At 73.6% G+C, this 17,693-nt stretch carries 12 protein-coding genes; 8 read left to right on the top strand and 4 right to left on the bottom strand.

Features of this window, described 5'->3' with window-relative positions; translation table 11 throughout:
* Nucleotides 1-15: 15 nt before the first annotated feature.
* Nucleotides 16-1,632: a carboxyl transferase domain-containing protein gene (locus ACFWJB_RS03865; protein WP_385461944.1), complete on the bottom strand. Its 1,617-nt coding sequence runs from the start codon at nt 1,630-1,632 to the stop codon at nt 16-18.
* 97 nt (nt 1,633-1,729) lie between these two features.
* On the opposite strand from ACFWJB_RS03865, the gene ACFWJB_RS03870 reads away from it, so the two are divergent.
* From ACFWJB_RS03870 to ACFWJB_RS03880, 3 genes are all read left to right on the top strand, one after another.
* On the top strand, nt 1,730-2,353 hold the full coding sequence (locus ACFWJB_RS03870; protein ID WP_386920081.1) for a TetR/AcrR family transcriptional regulator: 624 nt from the start codon (nt 1,730-1,732) through the stop codon (nt 2,351-2,353).
* Between the two features lie 144 nt (nt 2,354-2,497).
* Entirely contained in the window at nt 2,498-3,655 is a 1,158-nt protein-coding gene (locus ACFWJB_RS03875) for an acyl-CoA dehydrogenase family protein (RefSeq protein ID WP_385461938.1), read from the top strand.
* Nucleotides 3,656-3,665: 10 nt separating this feature from the next.
* Nucleotides 3,666-4,538, top strand: a complete 873-nt coding sequence (locus ACFWJB_RS03880) for an acyl-CoA thioesterase (protein WP_385461935.1) — start codon at nt 3,666-3,668, stop codon at nt 4,536-4,538.
* A gap of 77 nt (nt 4,539-4,615) precedes the next feature.
* On the opposite strand, the gene ACFWJB_RS03885 is transcribed toward ACFWJB_RS03880, so the two are convergent.
* On the bottom strand, nt 4,616-5,407 hold the full coding sequence (locus tag ACFWJB_RS03885) for a phosphatase (RefSeq protein WP_385461932.1): 792 nt from the start codon (nt 5,405-5,407) through the stop codon (nt 4,616-4,618).
* Nucleotides 5,408-5,496: 89 nt separating this feature from the next.
* Complete coding sequence (locus ACFWJB_RS03890; protein WP_385461929.1) at nt 5,497-7,041, bottom strand: PucR family transcriptional regulator ligand-binding domain-containing protein; 1,545 nt, start codon at nt 7,039-7,041, stop codon at nt 5,497-5,499.
* Between the two features lie 227 nt (nt 7,042-7,268).
* Here ACFWJB_RS03890 and ACFWJB_RS03895 point away from each other — a divergent pair, with 227 nt between their 5' ends.
* The 3 genes from ACFWJB_RS03895 to ACFWJB_RS03905 all read left to right on the top strand — a co-directional run bounded on the left by ACFWJB_RS03895 (nt 7,269) and on the right by ACFWJB_RS03905 (nt 11,453).
* A complete protein-coding gene (locus ACFWJB_RS03895) occupies nt 7,269-8,738 on the top strand; it encodes a sodium:solute symporter (RefSeq protein ID WP_385461926.1) in 1,470 nt (489 codons plus the stop codon).
* Nucleotides 8,739-8,799: 61 nt separating this feature from the next.
* A complete protein-coding gene (gene speB, locus ACFWJB_RS03900; RefSeq protein ID WP_385461923.1) occupies nt 8,800-9,771 on the top strand; it encodes an agmatinase in 972 nt (323 codons plus the stop codon).
* A complete protein-coding gene (locus tag ACFWJB_RS03905) occupies nt 9,768-11,453 on the top strand; it encodes a thiamine pyrophosphate-binding protein (protein ID WP_386920085.1) in 1,686 nt (561 codons plus the stop codon). The genes speB and ACFWJB_RS03905 overlap by 4 nt, the downstream gene beginning before the upstream one ends.
* A 58-nt stretch (nt 11,454-11,511) precedes the next feature.
* Here the strand turns inward: ACFWJB_RS03905 and ACFWJB_RS03910 are convergent, their stop codons facing one another.
* Nucleotides 11,512-12,324, bottom strand: a complete 813-nt coding sequence (locus ACFWJB_RS03910) for an endonuclease I family protein (protein WP_385461917.1) — start codon at nt 12,322-12,324, stop codon at nt 11,512-11,514.
* Between the two features lie 240 nt (nt 12,325-12,564).
* On the opposite strand from ACFWJB_RS03910, the gene ACFWJB_RS03915 reads away from it, so the two are divergent.
* Complete coding sequence (locus ACFWJB_RS03915; protein WP_386920087.1) at nt 12,565-13,854, top strand: HEAT repeat domain-containing protein; 1,290 nt, start codon at nt 12,565-12,567, stop codon at nt 13,852-13,854.
* Between the two features lie 100 nt (nt 13,855-13,954).
* Nucleotides 13,955-17,674, top strand: coding sequence for an ABC transporter ATP-binding protein (locus ACFWJB_RS03920; RefSeq protein WP_385461910.1), 3,720 nt, complete (start codon nt 13,955-13,957; stop codon nt 17,672-17,674).
* Nucleotides 17,675-17,693 lie beyond the last annotated feature (19 nt).

Consider the following 17,693-nt stretch of genomic DNA (forward strand, 5'->3'; position numbering starts at 1 on the left):
CCATGGGTCCCCTCCTCACATCCGGAAGATGCCGAACTGGGGGTCGCCCAGCGGCGCGTTGGCACACGCGGTCAGGGCCAGCCCCAGCACCCGCCGGGTGTCGGCGGGCTCGATGACCCCGTCGTCCCACAGGCGGGCGGTCGCGTAGTAGGCGTTCCCCTGCCGCTCGTACTGGGCGCGGATCGGCGCCTTGAAGTCCTCTTCCTCCTCCGCGGGCCAGTCCTCCCCGCGTCCCTCGAGCTGGTCCCGCTTGACCGTGGCCAGCACGGACGCGGCCTGCTCGCCGCCCATCACGGAGATCTTGGCGTTGGGCCACATCCACAGGAAGCGCGGCGAGTACGCCCGGCCGCACATCGAGTAGTTGCCCGCGCCGTACGACCCGCCGACCACGACGGTCAGCTTCGGCACGCGCGTGCAGGCGACCGCCGTCACCATCTTGGCGCCGTGCTTGGCGATGCCGCCCGCCTCGTAGTCCCTGCCGACCATGAAGCCGGAGATGTTCTGGAGGAAGACCAGGGGGATGCCGCGCTGGTCGCACAGCTCGACGAAGTGGGCGCCCTTCTGGGCGGACTCGGAGAACAGGATGCCGTTGTTGGCGACGATCCCCACCGGGTGACCGTGGATGCGGGCGAAGCCGGTGACGAGGGTCTGCCCGTACTCGGACTTGAACTCGGCGAACCGCGAGCCGTCCACCACCCGCGCGATGACCTCGCGGACGTCGTAGGGGGTACGGGAGTCCACCGGGACCGCGCCGTACAGCCCCTGCGGGTCCGCCTTCGGCTCGACGGAGGCCTGGACGCTCCAGGGGAGCGGGCCGCGCTCGGGCAGGGTGGAGACGATCTGCCGGACGATCCGCAGCGCGTGCGCGTCGTCCTCGGCGAGGTGGTCGGTCACGCCCGAGACGCGGGAGTGGACCTCACCGCCGCCCAGCTCCTCCGCGGTCACCACCTCGCCGGTGGCCGCCTTCACCAGGGGAGGGCCGCCCAGGAAGATCGTCCCCTGGTTGCGGACGATCACCGCCTCGTCGCTCATCGCCGGGACGTACGCCCCGCCGGCCGTGCAGGAGCCGAGGACGGCGGCGATCTGGGGGATGCCGGCGCCCGACATCCGGGCCTGGTTGTAGAAGATCCGCCCGAAGTGCTCGCGGTCGGGGAAGACCTCGTCCTGCATCGGCAGGAAGGCGCCCCCGGAGTCGACGAGGTAGAGGCACGGCAGCCGGTTCTCCAGCGCCACCTCCTGCGCGCGCAGGTGCTTCTTCACGGTCATCGGGTAGTAGGTGCCGCCCTTGACCGTGGCGTCGTTGGCGACGATCACGCACTCCCGGCCGCCGACCCGGCCGATGCCGGCGATCACGCCGGCCGCCGGGGCCTGGCCGTCGTACAGCCCGTCGGCCGCGAGCGGCGCCAGCTCCAGGAACGGCGAGCCCGCGTCCAGCAGCGTGTCCACGCGGTCGCGCGGCAGCAGCTTGCCGCGCGCGGTGTGCCGGGCCCTGGCCCGCTCACCGCCGCCGAGCCGGGCCGCCGCCAGCTTGGCGCGCAGCTCCTCCACGAGGACGCGGTGCGCCTCCTCGTTGGCCCGAAAGGCCTCCGACGCGGGATCTGCCGCGCTCGTCAGCTCCGGTGCCTCGTGCATCCTGCGGTCCCCTCACCCAGTGGTCGACCAGTTAATGAGCGTTAACGCATTTCCCTCAGGTTAACGACCGCTAACCTCCCTGTCTAGAATCGATCCCATGGCCACCAGAACCGACGCCCCCACCCGCCGCGAGCAGATCCTCAAGGAAGCCGCCCGGCTCTTCGCCGAGCGCGGCTTCCACGGCGTCGGCGTCGACGAGATAGGCGCCGCGGTCGGGATCAGCGGCCCCGGTCTCTACCGGCACTTCCCCGGCAAGGACGCGATGCTCGCCGAGCTGCTGGTCGGGATCAGCGGCCAGCTGCTGACCGGCGCCAGGCGGCGGCTGGCGGAGGCCGAGGGGGTGGCCGGCTCCGGCGGGGGGTCCGGGACGGGTTCCGAGGCGGTCCTCGACTCGCTCATCGAGGGGCACATCGACTTCGCGCTCGACGACCGCCCGCTCATCACCCTGCACGACCGCGAGCTGGACCGCCTCCGGGACGCCGACCGCAAGATGGTGCGGCAGCTGCAGCGGCAGTACGTGGAGCTGTGGGTCGGGGTCGTGCGCGAGGTGTACCCGGCCGTGGCCGAACCGAGCGCCCGCTCGGCGGTCCACTCGGTCTTCGGCCTGCTGAACTCCACCCCGCACCTGGGCCGGCCCGGCTCCCTCCCCGGCCGCGCGGTGACGGCCGCGCTGCTGCACCGCATGGCGCGGGGGGCCTTCGCGGCGGTGGCGGAGGCGTAGGGGCGGAGGCGTAGGGGCGGGGGCGGCGTCCGGCCGCCCCGGAGTGACGAGGGTTACCCGCCCCCCGCTCTGGACGCCTCTCCCTACCCGCCGGTACGGTGAAGTCTGAGCAAGCGCTTAGACACGTACCCTGGAGGTGGCGCCGTGCGCCGTACGGTGTTCAACGAGGACCACGAGGCGTTCCGGGAGACCCTCCGGGCCTTCATCGAGGCCGAGGTCGTCCCCGTCTACGACGAGTGGTTCGCCGCGGGCCAGGCGCCGCGCGAGTTCTACTACAAGCTCGGTGAGCTGGGCATCTTCGGCATCAACGTGCCCGAGGAGTTCGGCGGCGCCGGCATGGAGAGCCACAAGTTCGAGGCCGTCCTCTACGAGGAGACCGCCCGCGCGGGCGTCCAGTTCGGCGGCTCCGGCGTGCACGTGCTGCTCGCGCTGCCGTACATCAACATGCTGGCCACGGACGAGCAGAAGAAGCGCTACCTGCCGAAGTTCGTCACCGGCGAGGAGATGTGGGCCATCGCGATGACGGAGCCGGGCACCGGTTCCGACCTCGCCGGCATGAAGTCCACCGCCAGGCTCTCCGAGGACGGCACCCACTACGTCCTCAACGGCGCCAAGACCTTCATCACCGGCGGCGTCCACGCCGACCGGGTCATCGTCTGCGCCCGCACCGCCGCGCCCACGGCCGAGGACCGCCGCCACGGCATCTCCCTGTTCGCCGTGGACACCAAGTCCGAGGGCTACTCCGTCGGCCGCAAGCTGGACAAGCTGGGCCTGCGCACCTCCGACACCGCCGAGCTCGCCTTCGTCGACGTCAAGGTCCCCGTCGAGGACCTGCTCGGCGAGGAGAACAAGGGCTTCTACTACCTCGGCCACAACCTGGCCTCCGAGCGCTGGGGCATCGCCTTCGGCGCCTACGCCCAGGCCAAGGCCGCCGTCCGCTTCGCCAAGCAGTACGTGCAGGACCGCACCGTCTTCGGCAAGCCGGTCGCCCACTTCCAGAACACCAAGTTCGAGCTGGCCGCCTGCCAGGCCGAGGTGGACGCCGCCGAGGCCGTCGCCGACCGCGCGACCGAGGCCCTGGACGCCGGTGAGCTCACCCCCGCCGAGGCCGCCAGCGCCAAGCTGTTCTGCACCGAGGTCGCCCACCGCGTCATCGACCGCTGCCTCCAGCTCCACGGCGGCTACGGCTACATGAACGAGTACCCGATCGCCCGCCTGTACGCGGACAACCGCGTCAACCGCATCTACGGCGGCACCAGCGAGATCATGAAGTCGATCATCGCGAAGAACATGGGCCTGTAAGCCGCGGGACATGAGCGAGGCACTCCAGTCCCTCCTCGATCTGCTCGACCTCGAGCGGATCGAGGAGGACATCTACCGCGGCCACTCCCGTTCCGCCGTCGTCCCCCGGGTCTTCGGCGGGCAGGTGGCCGCCCAGGCCCTGGTGGCCGCCGGGCGCACGGTCCCCGAGGACCGGTTCGCGCACTCCCTGCACGCGTACTTCCTGCGTCCCGGCGACCCCGGCGCGCCCATCGTCTACAACGTCGACCGCCTGCGCGACGGCCGCTCCTTCACCACCCGGCGGGTGGTCGCGGTCCAGCACGGCAAGCCGATCTTCGGCCTGTCGGCGTCCTTCCAGACGTACGAGGAGGGCCTGGACCACCAGGCGCCGATGCCGGCCGCCCCGGACCCGGCGACCCTCCCCACCGGCGAGGAGCGGCTGCGCGGCTACCCGCACCTGCCCGCCGACACGGTGGAACGGTTCCTCGAGGCCCGGGCCGCCGTCGACCTGCGCTACGTCGACGACCCGCCGTTCGGTGACTTCGGCGCGCCGCGCGAGCCGCACTCCCAGGTGTGGTTCCGCACCAACGGCAAGCTCGCGGACGACCCCCTCCTGCACGTCGTGCTCGCCACGTACGTCTCCGACATGACCCTCCTCGACTCCGTGCTGCTCGCGCACGGCCGGGGCGGCTGGGCCGTCGGGGACGTCGTCGGGGCCTCGCTGGACCACGCCATGTGGTTCCACCGGCCGTTCCGCGCCGACGAGTGGCTGCTGTACGACCAGCAGTCGCCGTCCGCGTCCGGCGGCCGGGGCCTCGGCCAGGCCCGCATCTACACGCAGGACGGGCGGCTCGCCCTCTCGGTCATCCAGGAGGGCCTGGTGCGCGTCCCGCGGGAGCGCTGAGCGGCAGGCCGCCCGGACCGGCGGCGGGCACCCGCACGGTGCCCGCCGCCTTCGTCATGCCGCGATCCGGGCCCGCGTCACCGGGCGAGCCCCGCCTCCGCCAGCAGGTACGCCGTCATCGGGTCGTAGTGGCGCGGGCTGACCACGTGGTCGTCCAGCGGCACGGCGACCTGGACGGTCCCCTCGGACTCGGCGAGGAACAGCGCCGGGTCGTTGCAGTCGGCGTACCCCACGGAGTCGACGCCGTACTGGCCGGCACCGCCGGCCCAGCCGTGGTCGGCGACGACCAGGTCGGGCAGCGGGCGGCCGGCGCGCTCCAGACCGGTCAGGATGGCCTTCACCGGCTCCCCGGAGTGCGTGTGCCACAGCGAGGCGCCGTGCTCCAGCACCGCCACGTCCGCGAACTGCTGGACGTAGCCCTCCTCCGTGGTCAGCCCCTCCGGGATCACCACGATCTCGCAGCCGGCGGCGCGCAGCGCGTCGGCCGTGGCGCGGTGCACGTCGAGCAGCCCGCCCGGGTGACCGGTGGCGAACAGCACCCGCTGCCCGCCGTCCGCGGCCTTGCGCAGCCGCCCGGCCAGGCGCTCCAGCGCGGCCACGGTCAGCTCGGGGTCGATGGTGTCCTGGCCGTACCGGTACTCCGGGTCGTCGTTGACGCCGACCCGCTCCGCCATCACCGCGAGCACGTCCTGCTCGTCGCTCCAGCGGTCGCCCAGCTCCAGCCCGAGCCAGTAGTTGCGGTCGCCGTTCGCCAGCTTCCGGTAGTGGGAGAGGTTGTTCTCGCGGGGAGTGGCGACGTCGCCCGCGATACGCGTTCTGACGAGGTGTTCGACGAGCTCGGCGCGCTGGGGTGTCCCGGGTATCGGCATGGCTCCATTGTGAGGCAGCCGACCGTCGGCGTCTTCGGGGTATCCGGGGTATCCCCCGCCGGGACACGGGGTGTTGCCCCGCGCGCCGGTCACGGGCCGCGCAGCGCGAACCACAGCTCCATCCGCACGTCCGCGTCGTCCAGGTCGGCCTCCAGCAGGGCCGCGCAGCGGGCGATGCGCTGGCGGACGGTGTTGCGGTGCACGGACAGGGCGACGGCGGTGCGGTCCCAGTTGCCGTGCAGGGAGAGCCAGGCGCGCAGCGTCTCCGTCAGCGCCGGCACGGCCGCGACGGGGGCGAGGAGCGCACGGGCGTGCGCCTCGGCCTCGGCCTCCGGGACCAGGTCGGCCAGGGCGGGCCGGGCGGCATGCCGCACCAGCGGCACCCGGGTGGCCCGCGCCCGCGCCAGCGCCCGCGCCGCCTGCCCGTCGGCGACCGCCCAGTCCGCCGGGCCGACGGCGGCACTGACCCCCAGCGTCCAGCCCCGCCGCGCGACCGGGAAGGCACCGGGCCCGGCGTGGGCCTCCGCCCGGGGCGCGGTCGCCGGGGTGCCCGGCCCGGCGGGGGCACTCGTCCCGCCCGGCGTCCCGGGCGCGGCCGGCACCAGGACGCGTACGACGTCGCCGGCCGGGTCGACCAGCGGGGAGCCGAGGGCGGCGCCCAGGGCGGAGGCCGCCACCGGGTCGGGGCCGCCGGAGTCCGGCCGGGCGTGGACGACGTGCCAGCGGGTGCCCTCGCCGCCGAGCAGGGACGCGACCTCCTCGGGACGGGCGCCCAGCAGCAGCCGCACCAGGGCCGACGAACGGGCCGCGCCCGTGCCGCTCTGGTGCTCGCCGGTCAGCAGCGAGAGCAGCACCGCGGCGACCGACGCGATGGTGTGGTCCCCGGCCCCCCGCCGCGGGGCCGCGACCCCGAGGACGAAGCCCCCGCCGGCGCCGAGGGCGTAGGCCGCGAGACGGGTGCCGTCGGCCGTGTCGGTGGCGGTCGTGGAGGCCCGGCTGGTGACGAACCGGGCCAGCTCCGCCAGGGCCCCGCGCACCTCGTCCCCCGGCTCCCGCCCGGCCGCCGCGATCTCGGCGCCCTCCGGCCCGTACAGCACCGCCCGGCCGTCGAGCCGCGTCGCCAGCCGGCGCAGCACCGACGGCACCGGGTCCGGCCGGGAGGCGGCGGCGGCCAGCTGCTGCTGGGCCTCGGACACCCGCCGCAGCTCGGCCAGCCGCTCCCGGGCCATCAGCTGCCACACGGCGCGGGCCACGCCGGAGAACGTCGTCCGCGGCGGCACCTCCACCAGCGGCAGCCCGTGCTCCTCGCAGGCGGCGACCAGCGCCGGGGGCACCGTGTCGTGCACCGGCGCCACCCCGAAGCCGAGGGCCGCGCCGCCGGCCGCCACGATCCGGGCGGCGTACGCCTCGAAGTAGTCCGCCCCCGCCTCCGGCGGGATGTGCACGCCGGCCGTCAGCAGCAGCTCGCCGCCCAGCAGATAGGGGTAGGGGTCGGCCATCTCGGAGGTGTGCGCCCAGTGGACGGCCACCTCCGCCGCGGGGGGCCCGGCGATCTGGCGCAGGGCGAGGTCCTCACGGGACAGCAGCGCCGCGAGGGACACGGGGGGTGTGGGCGGAGCGACCGGTTCCCGCATGATGGACGATCCCTCCACTCAAGCCGTTCCGAGTGGATGAAACGTACACTTCGCAGCCGCTTTTCGGCCACCTAGTGTCGATCCGGACCGCGATCCCCACCCCCGGGATCGGGGCCGGCTGCCGCGGGTACGGGCGGATGTCCCCGCGAGGCGCCGACCGGACCGTCCGTCCGGACCACTCCCGTCAGCACGACACGCCACCGACCGAGTGCGCGAAGGAGGCCCCCATGGCCGTCGACTACACAGTGATCGTCGTCTATCTCGCCGGCATGCTCGCCATGGGCTGGTGGGGCATGCGCCGCGCCAGGTCCAAGAGCGAGTTCCTCGTCGCCGGGCGCCGCCTCGGCCCCGCGATGTACTCGGGCACCATGGCGGCGATCGTCCTCGGCGGCGCGTCCACCATCGGCGGCGTCGGCCTGGGCTACCAGTACGGCCTCTCCGGCGCCTGGATGGTCGTCACCATCGGCCTCGGCCTGCTCGCCCTGTCGCTCTTCTTCTCCGCCCGCATCGCCCGCCTGAAGGTCTACACCGTCTCCGAGATGCTGGACCTGCGCTACGGCGGCCGGGCCGGCGTCATCTCGGGCCTGGTCATGTGGGCGTACACGCTGATGCTGGCCGTCACCTCCACCATCGCCTACGCCACGATCTTCGACGTCCTCTTCGACGTGAACCGCACCGTCGCGATCGTCCTGGGCGGCACGATCGTCGTCGCCTACTCCACCCTCGGCGGCATGTGGTCCATCACGCTCACCGACATGGTGCAGTTCGTGGTGAAGACCATCGGCGTGCTGCTCCTGCTGCTGCCCATCGCCGTCGTCAAGGCCGGCGGCTTCGGCGAGATGAGGGCCAAGCTGCCGACCTCGTACTTCGACCCGCTCGGCGTCGGCGGCGAGACGATCTTCACCTACGTCCTGATCTACACCTTCGGCATGCTCATCGGGCAGGACATCTGGCAGCGCGTCTTCACCGCCGGCAGCGACCGCACCGCCAAGTGGGGCGGCACCGTCGCCGGCACCTACTGCCTGGTCTACGCGGTCGCCGGCGCCGTCATCGGCACGGCCGCCAAGGTCCTCTACCCGAAGCTCGGCAGCCCCGACGACGCCTTCGCCACCATCGTCAAGGACGAACTCCCCGTCGGGGTGCGCGGCCTGGTGCTGGCCGCCGCGCTGGCCGCGGTGATGTCCACGTCCTCCGGCGCCCTCATCGCCTGCGCCACCGTCGCCAACAACGACATCTGGTCCCGGCTGCGCGGCGCGGTGCGCGGCACGGACGAGGAGCACGACGAGGTCCGGGGCAACCGCGCCTTCATCCTCGTCATGGGCCTCGCCGTGATCGGCACCGCGATCGCCCTGAACGACGTCGTCGAGGCGCTCACCGTCGCCTACAACCTCCTCGTCGGCGGCCTCCTGGTGCCCATCCTCGGCGGCCTGCTGTGGAAGCGCGGCACCGCGCAGGGCGCCCTGGCCGCCGTCGTGGTCGGCGGCCTCGCGGTCGTCGGCCTCATGGCCGGCTACGGCATCCTCGCCAACGAGCCCGTGTACTACGGCCTGCCGGCCTCCCTCGCCGCCTACGTCGCCGTCTCCCTGGCGACCCGGCCCACCGACGCGGCCGTCCTGGCCGCATGGCGCGCACGCCTCGCGGGCCGCGCCCCCGAAGCCCCCGAATCCGCCCCCGGACCGGTACCGGCCCACCAGTAGAGTCGTACCGAGCGGTACAGAGCAGTAAATACGCGAAGAAGCGTAAGAAGGAAGGCAATTCATGAGCAGCAACGAGACGCCCCGCGGCCCCGTCGACTCCTCCCGCGTCCCGCGGTACGCCGGGCCCGCGACCTTCGCCCGGCTGCCCCGCCTGGACGAGGTGGGCACCGCCGACGTCGCCGTGGTCGGTGTGCCGTTCGACTCCGGCGTCTCGTACCGGCCCGGCGCCCGGTTCGGCGGCAACGCCATCCGCGAGGCCTCCCGGCTGCTGCGCCCCTACAACCCGGCGCAGGACGCCTCCCCCTTCGCCCTCGCCCAGGTCGCCGACGGCGGCGACATCGCGGTGAACCCGTTCAACATCAACGAGGCCGTGGAGACGATCGAGGCCGCCGCCGACGACCTGCTCGGCACCGGCGCCCGCCTGATGACCCTGGGCGGCGACCACACCATCGCCCTGCCGCTGCTGCGCTCGGTCGCCAAGAAGCACGGCCCGGTCGCCCTGCTCCACTTCGACGCCCACCTGGACACCTGGGACACCTACTTCGGCGCCGAGTACACGCACGGCACGCCGTTCCGGCGCGCGGTCGAGGAGGGCGTCCTCGACACGGAGGCGCTCTCCCACGTGGGCACCCGCGGCCCGCTGTACGGCAAGAAGGACCTGACGGACGACGAGAAGATGGGCTTCGGCATCGTCACCTCCGCCGACGTCTACCGCCGCGGCGCCGACGAGATCGCCGACCAGCTGCGGCAGCGCATCGGCGACCGCCCGCTGTACATCTCCATCGACATCGACTGCCTCGACCCGGCCCACGCGCCCGGCACCGGCACGCCCGAGGCCGGCGGCATGACCTCGCGCGAGCTGCTGGAGATCCTGCGCGGCCTGGCCTCCTGCAACCTGGTGTCGGCGGACGTCGTCGAGGTGGCCCCCGCGTACGACCACGCGGAGATCACGTCGGTGGCGGCGTCCCACACCGCGTACGAACTGACCACGATCATGTCCCGCCGGATCGCCCAGGAGAAGGCAGCGAAGTGACCCACGACCACGACCTGGTGCTCCGTCCGACCGCCGCCCAGACGGAGGCCGCGCTGAACCCTCCCCCCGGCCGCAACGGCGGAGACCTGGTCGTGGAGACCCTGGCCGGGCTGGGCGCGACCACCGTCTTCGGCCTGCCCGGCCAGCACGCCCTCGGCATGTTCGACGCCCTGCGCCGCTCGGACCTGCGCTACATCGGCCTGCGGGTGGAGAACAACGCCGGGTTCGCGGCGGATGCGTACGGCCGGATCACCGGTGAGGCGGCCCCGCTGCTGCTGTCCACCGGCCCCGGAGCCCTCACCTCCCTCGCCGCGCTCCAGGAGGCGCGGGCGGCGTCGGCCCCGGTGCTGGCGATCAGCAGCCAGGTCCCGACGGCAGGGCTGGGCGGCGGCCGGCACGGCTACCTGCACGAACTCCCGGACCAGGCAGCCTCGTTCCGGGGCGTGGTGAAGTCCGTCCACACCGTCCGCACCCAGTCCCAGATCCCGTCGGCGATCGCCGAGGCGTGGACGTCGGCGCTGACCGTCCCGCACGGTCCCGTGTGGGTGGAGATCCCGCAGGACGTCCTCCTCGCCGAGACGCTCGTTCCGCAGGTCACCGGCGGCGACACCTTCCCGGAGGAACTGCCCCCGCGCCCCGAGCTGACGGCGGTCGCCGCCGACCTGCTGACCCGCGCGGAACGCCCCGCGATCATCGCCGGCGGGGGAGTGGTCCGCGCCGACGCCTCGGGCAAGCTCAGGCAGCTCGCGGAGCGGCTCGGGGCCCCGGTCGTGACGACCTTCGGCGGCAAGGGCGCGTTCCCGTGGACGCACCCGCTCTCCCTCCAGTCCTGGCTGGAGGACCGCCACACCACCGACTTCCTGGAGGACGCGGACGTCCTGCTGGTGGTCGGCTCGGGCCTGGGCGAACTCTCCTCGAACTACCACACGTTCGCGCCGCGCGGCCGGGTGATCCAGATCGAGGCGGACCTCGGCAAGCTGGAGTCCAACCACCCCGCCCTCGGCATCCACGCCGACGCGCGCCTCGCCCTCCAGGCCCTGCTGGAGACGGTCGGCGAACGGCACGACCCGGCGGCCCCGGAGCGCGTGCGGACCCTGCTGGACAAGGTCGGCGAACGCGTCGCCGCCCAGGACCTCACCCTGGAGCAGGACGTCCTGGCGGCCGTCCGCAGGGCCCTCCCGGCCGGCGCCCCGTCCTTCTGGGACATGACGATCCTGGCCTACTGGGCCTGGTCGGCCTTCGACGCCGGGACCCCCAACACCATGCACTCGGCCCAGGGCGCCGGCGGACTGGGCTACGGCTTCCCGGCGGCACTCGGAGCCGCGGCCGCCGACCCGACCCGCCCGGTGCTGGCGGTCTCGGGGGACGGCGGCGCCCTGTACTCCATCGCCGAACTGGCCACCGCCCGCCAGTACGGCCTGGACGTCACCTGGCTGATCGTCGACGACGGCGGCTACGGCATCCTGCGCGAGTACATGACGGACGCCTTCGGGCAGCCGACGGCGACGGAGCTGACCCGCCCGGACTACGTGGCGCTGGCCGAGTCCTTCGGCGTGCCGGGCGTGCGGACGTCCCCGCGGACCCTGGAGGCGGACCTGGCACGGGCGCTGGCGTCACCGGGTCCGTCGGTGGTCGTCCTCCCGGCCGTGCTGCGGATGTTCGCGCCGACGCACCTGGACTGAGCGGGCGGCGGGGGCGCTCCGCGCGGCCGCGAGGCGCCCCCGGCCGGCGTGAGGGCGCCTACCAGATCGCCTCCACCCACTCCGGGTGGTCGACGAACGGGTTGCGGTTGTGCTGGTAGGAGTCGTAGATGACCTGGTTGCGGCGCTCCTCGAAGGCGTCCGGCGGGTCCTCGTCGTTCCACTGCTTGAGCACCGCCAGCTTCCCGATGTACGGGTTGCTGCCGTTGTTCACGCTGCTGTTGACCTCCAGGTCGGCCCAGCCGTCGCCGCCCTCGTAGCGCACCGCCATGTAGAAGATCATGCGGGCCACGTCGCCCTTGACCGCGTCACGGGGTTCGAAGGAGTCGGAGTCGGTGAGGCTGCCGCCGCCGTTGCTCACGGCGCTGCCGCCGTCGTCGAAGTCCTTGTTGCCCCGGACGCCGTTGACCTGGACGTCCTCGGGCCGCAGGTGGTGCAGGTCGGTGCCGGGCCCGGTGGCCGTGCCGAAGTCGCCGTGCGACTTGGCCCAGACGTGCTCGCGGTTCCAGTCGCCCACGTCACCGCCGTTGAGGGACTTGCTGCGGGAGGTGCCCGAGTACAGCAGGATCACGTTGTTGCTGTTGGCCGGGTCCTGGTCGGTGACCTTGAGGGCGTTCCAGACGGCCGAGTACGAGATCTTCGTCTGGTCGCTGATGATCGTGTGCAGGGAGGCCTTGAGCCCGCTCCCCGTCCTGCCGATCGCGCTCTTGTAGTACGTCGTGTCGTAGTCGTTCGTGGTGGCCGTGGCGGGGGCCGCGGTCAGGGCCGGCGCGGCGAGGCCGGCGAGCACGGCGGCCGTGGCGAGCGCCACCGCTTTCCGGCGCCGGCCTGCGAATATGCGGATCGCGAGCATGTGGGGTGTCCGATCTACGCGGGATCTACGCGGGTTGATGTCCGAGTGATACCGCAGAGAGTGACATGGACATGCGATCAGGCGCGTGAAGGGAAGGTGGCGATTGCGTGACGAGGGTCCCTCCGTCGCCCGCCCCCCGGTGACCGGGCGTCAGACGCGTCCCGGGCATAGTGGGCGTCCCTCGTGCACCGGGCCGACGGGAGGCGTCGCCCGCGCACCGAAGCGACAGGAGGCGGCGACGTGGAGCTGATCAGGGACCTGGCCGACCCGGGGCGGCGGCAGGCCGCGCGCAAGGCCCTGACGTCCCGGGGACCGTCGGCGGTGCCCGCCCTGCTGCGCGAGATGCTGGACGAGTCCTCGCCCGTGGACTGGTTCCAGATCAAGCTGCTCCTGCACGCCGTCGGGCCGGCGGCCTTCGAGGACGTGCTGGCGGCCCTGGAGGCGGCGCCCGAGGGGGAGGCGCGGCGGCGGGCGGGCGCGGCGTTCAGCGGTCTGGGGGCGGTCGAGCGCTACGCCGAGGCACTGTCGCACCCCGCGGCGGCGGTGCGCGAGTCCGCCGCCTTCGGCATCCAGTCCGCGTGCTCGGTGGCGTACGGCCGCACCCCCGCGTACCGGGGCGACCTCGGGCCGGTGATCGAGGCGCTGATCCCCCTGGTGGCCGACCCGGACCCGGGCGTGGCCCAGCGCGCCCGGTGGGTGCTGCCGATGCTGGGGGACGCCGTCCTCGAACCGCTGCGGCGGACACGCCGCGACGGCCCGGGTGCCCTGCGTGCCCCGGCCCTCGCGGCGCTGGTCTCGGCCGGCGGCGAGGAGGCCCTGTCCGACCGGGACCGGGCGGCCGTCGCGCGGCTGATCCGGATCAAGGCGCTCGACGACCGGGCCGAGCCCCTGGAGAACTGCTCCACGTCCTGGATCGCCGTTCCCGGCGGGGACCGGGCGGGCATCACCGAGTCGCTGGGCCTGTACGGCGAACGGCTAGCGACCTTCGCGCTGGGGCACAGCGTCGTCGCCCACGACAGCGAGGACTGGCCCGACCCCCGCCGCGTGTACGTCACCCCCGAGGTGGACGGCTGGACGCTGGTCGTGGGCGCGTGGTGCAACCCCGTCGACCCGGAGCGCGCCGACGGGGTGCTCGGCGCCGTCACCGCGCTGAGCCGCCGCTACGGCCGCGCCCAGGCGTACCACTTCGGCGAGCACGGCGGCGGCTCGGGCTGGGCGGTGGCCGAGGACGGGGTCGTGGTCCGCCGCCTCGACGTCTCCACCTGGGGCGACGAGCCGCTCCCCGAGCTGGGCGAGCGGCTCCCCGAGGAGGAGGCGCTGTACGCCGAGTGGACGGAGGCCGAGGACGAGGAGGACGCCGACTGGGAGGACGTCGCCTCGTACATGGCACCGGACCTCGCGCTGCGGCTGGGCGCGACCAGCCCCTTCGCCCTGGGCCCGCGGACCACGGTCCGCGGCCAGGGGGTCGTCGCCCTCACCCCGCTCGCGGCCGGGCAGGGCGTCCCGGGGACGGGAGCGTACCGCGTCTGAGCCGGCGCCCGAATGTTGCGGCGGGATGAAATCCCCGCTCGCCCGTGTTGGTGCCTTGCGGTAGATCAGGTGAGCAGGACGACCGACCGGAGGACACCGCGTGGACGCGCAACGGGGCTGGGCACGACGACTGGCGGGGTACGCCTGGCGGAACCCCAAGGACGTCGTCCTCGCCCTCGGGTCCTCCCTGGGCGGCATGGCCGTCATGGCCCTCGTCCCGCTGATCACCAAGGTGATCATCGACGACGTGATCGGCGACGGGACCAGGGACATGGCCACCTGGGCCGGACTCCTGGTCGGCGCCGCGGTCGTCGTCTACGGCCTCACCTACGTGCGCCGCTACTACGGCGGCCGGCTCGCCCTCGACGTGCAGCACGACCTGCGCACGGACATGTACGGCACGATCACCCGGCTCGACGGGCGGCGCCAGGACGAGCTGTCCACCGGCCAGGTGGTCGGACGCGCGACCAGCGACCTCCAGCTCATCCAGGGCCTGCTGTTCATGCTCCCGATGACCATCGGGAACGTCCTGCTCTTCCTGATCTCCCTGGTGATCATGGCGTGGCTGTCGCTGCCGCTGACCCTCGTCGCCGTCGCCGTCGCCCCCGCCCTGTGGTTCATCGCCCGCCGCAGCCGCACCCGCCTGCACCCCGCCACCTGGTACGCCCAGGCCCAGGCCGCCGCCGTCGCGGGCGTGGTCGACGGCTCGGTGAGCGGCGTGCGCGTGGTGAAGGGCTTCGGGCAGGAGGAGCAGGAGACCGGCAAGCTCCGGGAGGTCGGCCGCAGGCTGTTCGCCGGGCGGCTGCGCACCATCCGGCTGAACGCGGCCTACACGCCCGCCCTCCAGGCCGTGCCGGCCCTCGGGCAGGTCGCCATGCTCGCCCTCGGCGGCTGGCTGGCCGTGGGCGGGCACATCACCCTCGGCACGTTCGTCGCCTTCTCCACCTACCTGGCCCAGCTCGTCGGCCCGGTCCGCATGCTCGCCATGGTCCTCACCGTCGGCCAGCAGGCCCGCGCCGGCACCGAGCGCGTCCTGGAGCTGATCGACACCGAGCCGTCCCTGACCGACGGCACCAAGGAGCTCCCGGCCGACGCGCCCGCCACCGTCGAGTTCGACGACGTGTCGTTCGGCTACGACCCCGACCGGCCCGTCCTCGACGGACTCTCCTTCGAGATCCGGCCCGGCGAGACGCTCGCCGTCGTCGGCTCCTCCGGTTCCGGCAAGTCCACCGTCTCCCTGCTGCTGCCGCGCTTCTACGACGTGATGCGCGGCGCCGTCCTGGTCGGCGGCCACGACGTGCGCGAGCTGACCCTCGACTCGCTGCGGGCCGCGATCGGGCTGGTGCCCGAGGACTCGTTCCTCTTCTCCGACACCGTGCGCGCCAACATCGCCTACGGCCGTCCCGACGCCACCGACGAGGAGATCGAGGCCGCGGCCCGGGCCGCGCAGGCCCACGGCTTCATCACCGACCTGCCCGACGGCTACGCCACCACCGTCGGCGAGCACGGCCTGACCCTCTCCGGCGGCCAGCGCCAGCGCGTCGCGCTCGCCCGCGCGATCCTCACCGACCCCAGGCTGCTGGTCCTCGACGACGCGACGTCCGCCGTGGACGCCCGCGTCGAGCACGAGATCCACGAGGCGCTGGCGCAGGTCATGCGGGGCCGCACGACCCTGCTGATCGCCCACCGCCGCTCCACCCTGGGCCTCGCCGACCGCATCGCCGTCCTCGACCACGGCCGCCTCGCCGACATAGGCACCCACGACGAGCTCCAGGAACGCTCGGCGCTCTACCGCCGCCTGCTCACCGACCCCGACGAACTCGGCGGCGTCTCGCCCGGCCACGCCCGGCCCGCGCAGCAGCCGGAGGACACCTCCGTGCGCGACGAGCTGGACGCCGAGTTCGACGCCGAGCGCGGGGTCACCCCACGGCTGTGGACCGGTGACCGCACACCGAAGGACACCGCCCTCGCGGGCACCCCGGCCACGCCCGAGCTGCTGGCCCGGGTCGACGCCCTGCCCCCGGCCACCGACACCCCGGACGTCGACGAGGCCCGTGCCGTGCTGCCGGAGCGGTCGTACGGCCTGCGGCGCCTCCTGCACGGCTTCGGCCGCCCGCTGCTCGTCAGCCTCGCCCTGGTCGCCGTCGACGCCGGCATGGGCCTGCTGCTGCCGGTCCTGATCCGGCACGGCATCGACGACGGCGTCACCCGGCTCGCCCTCGGCGCGGTCTGGGCGGCCTCGCTGCTCGGCCTGCTCGCCGTGCTCGCCCAGTGGGCGGCGCAGACCGGCGAGATCCGCATGACCGGGCGCACGGGCGAGCGGATCCTGTACTCCCTGCGCCTGAAGATCTTCGCCCAGCTCCAGCGGCTCGGCCTGGACTACTACGAGCGCGAGCTGACCGGCCGGATCATGACCCGGATGACCACGGACGTCGACGCCCTGTCGACCTTCCTCCAGACGGGCCTGGTCACCGCCTTCGTCTCGGTCGTCACCTTCTTCGGCATCATGGTCGCCCTGCTGGTCATCGACGTGCAGCTCGCCCTGGTCGTCTTCGCGACGCTGCCGCCGCTGGTCGTCGCCACGTTCTTCTTCCGCCGTGCCAGCGTGAAGGCGTACGAGCTGGCCCGCGAGCGGGTGTCGGCGGTCAACGCCGACCTCCAGGAGTCGGTGGCCGGGCTGCGGATCGTGCAGGCGTTCCGGCGCGAGGGCGACGGAGCGCGGCGGTTCGCCGAGCGCAGCGACAGCTACCGGCGGGCCCGCATCCGGGGCCAGTGGCTGATCTCGCTCTACTTCCCGTTCGTGCAGCTGCTGTCCTCGGCGGCGGCCGTCGCCGTGCTGGCCGTCGGCGGCACCCGGATCGACGACGCGACGCTGACGACCGGCGCGCTGGTGGCCTACCTGCTCTACATCGACCTGTTCTTCGCGCCCGTCCAGCAGCTCTCCCAGGTCTTCGACGGGTACCAGCAGGCGACCGTCTCCCTCGGCCGGATCCAGGAGCTGCTGCGCGAGCCCACCTCCACCGAGGCCGCCGACGAGCCGCTCGAGGTGCCGTCCCTGCGGGGCGAGATCGCCTTCGAGGACGTGCACTTCCGGTACGGCTCCGAGGAGGAGGCCCTCAGCGCCGTCGACCTGCGCATCCCCGCGGGGCAGACCGTCGCGTTCGTCGGCGAGACCGGCGCGGGCAAGTCCACCCTGGTCAAGCTGGTCGCCCGGTTCTACGACCCGACCGAGGGACGGGTGACCGTCGACGGGCGGGACCTGCGCACCCTCGACCTCGCCTCCTACCGCCACCGGCTGGGCGTCGTCCCGCAGGAGGCCTACCTCTTCCCCGGCACCGTCCGGGACGCCATCGCCTACGGCCGCCCCGACGCCACCGACGCCGAGGTGGAGGCCGCGGCGCGGGCGGTCGGCGCCCACGAGATGATCGCCACGCTGGAGGGCGGCTACCTCCACGAGGTGGCCGAGCGGGGCCGCAACCTCTCCGCCGGGCAGCGCCAGCTCGTCGCCCTGGCCCGCGCCGAGCTGGTCGACCCCGACGTCCTGCTCCTCGACGAGGCCACCGCGGCACTGGACCTGGCTACGGAGGCGCAGGTCAACCAGGCCACCGACCGGCTGGCGGGCCGCCGTACGACCCTGGTGGTGGCCCACCGGCTGACCACGGCCGCCCGCGCGGACCGGGTCGTCGTCATGGACCACGGACGGGTCGTGGAGGACGGTACGCACGACGAGCTGCTGGCGCTCGACGGGCGGTACGCGCGGCTGTGGCGGACGTTCGTCGGGGCGGCCGAGCCGGAGGAGCCGGTCGGCGCGTCCCGGTGACGGCCAGCCGTACTCGCGC

Source organism: Streptomyces sp. NPDC127100, from assembly GCF_042724095.1.
In the GTDB taxonomy this organism is placed as follows: Bacteria; Actinomycetota; Actinomycetes; order Streptomycetales; family Streptomycetaceae; genus Streptomyces.

Bases quoted from the DNA above. Each gene is read 5' to 3' on its own strand.
- ACFWJB_RS03865 (WP_385461944.1), bottom strand. From the start codon at position 1,632: ATGCACGAGGCACCGGAGCTGACGAGCGCGGCAGATCCCGCGTCGGAG.
- ACFWJB_RS03870 (WP_386920081.1), top strand. From the start codon at position 1,730: ATGGCCACCAGAACCGACGCCCCCACCCGCCGCGAGCAGATCCTCAAG.
- ACFWJB_RS03880 (WP_385461935.1), top strand. From the start codon at position 3,666: ATGAGCGAGGCACTCCAGTCCCTCCTCGATCTGCTCGACCTCGAGCGG.
- ACFWJB_RS03885 (WP_385461932.1), bottom strand. From the start codon at position 5,407: ATGCCGATACCCGGGACACCCCAGCGCGCCGAGCTCGTCGAACACCTC.
- ACFWJB_RS03890 (WP_385461929.1), bottom strand. From the start codon at position 7,041: ATGCGGGAACCGGTCGCTCCGCCCACACCCCCCGTGTCCCTCGCGGCG.
- ACFWJB_RS03895 (WP_385461926.1), top strand. From the start codon at position 7,269: ATGGCCGTCGACTACACAGTGATCGTCGTCTATCTCGCCGGCATGCTC.
- speB (WP_385461923.1), top strand. From the start codon at position 8,800: ATGAGCAGCAACGAGACGCCCCGCGGCCCCGTCGACTCCTCCCGCGTC.
- ACFWJB_RS03910 (WP_385461917.1), bottom strand. From the start codon at position 12,324: ATGCTCGCGATCCGCATATTCGCAGGCCGGCGCCGGAAAGCGGTGGCG.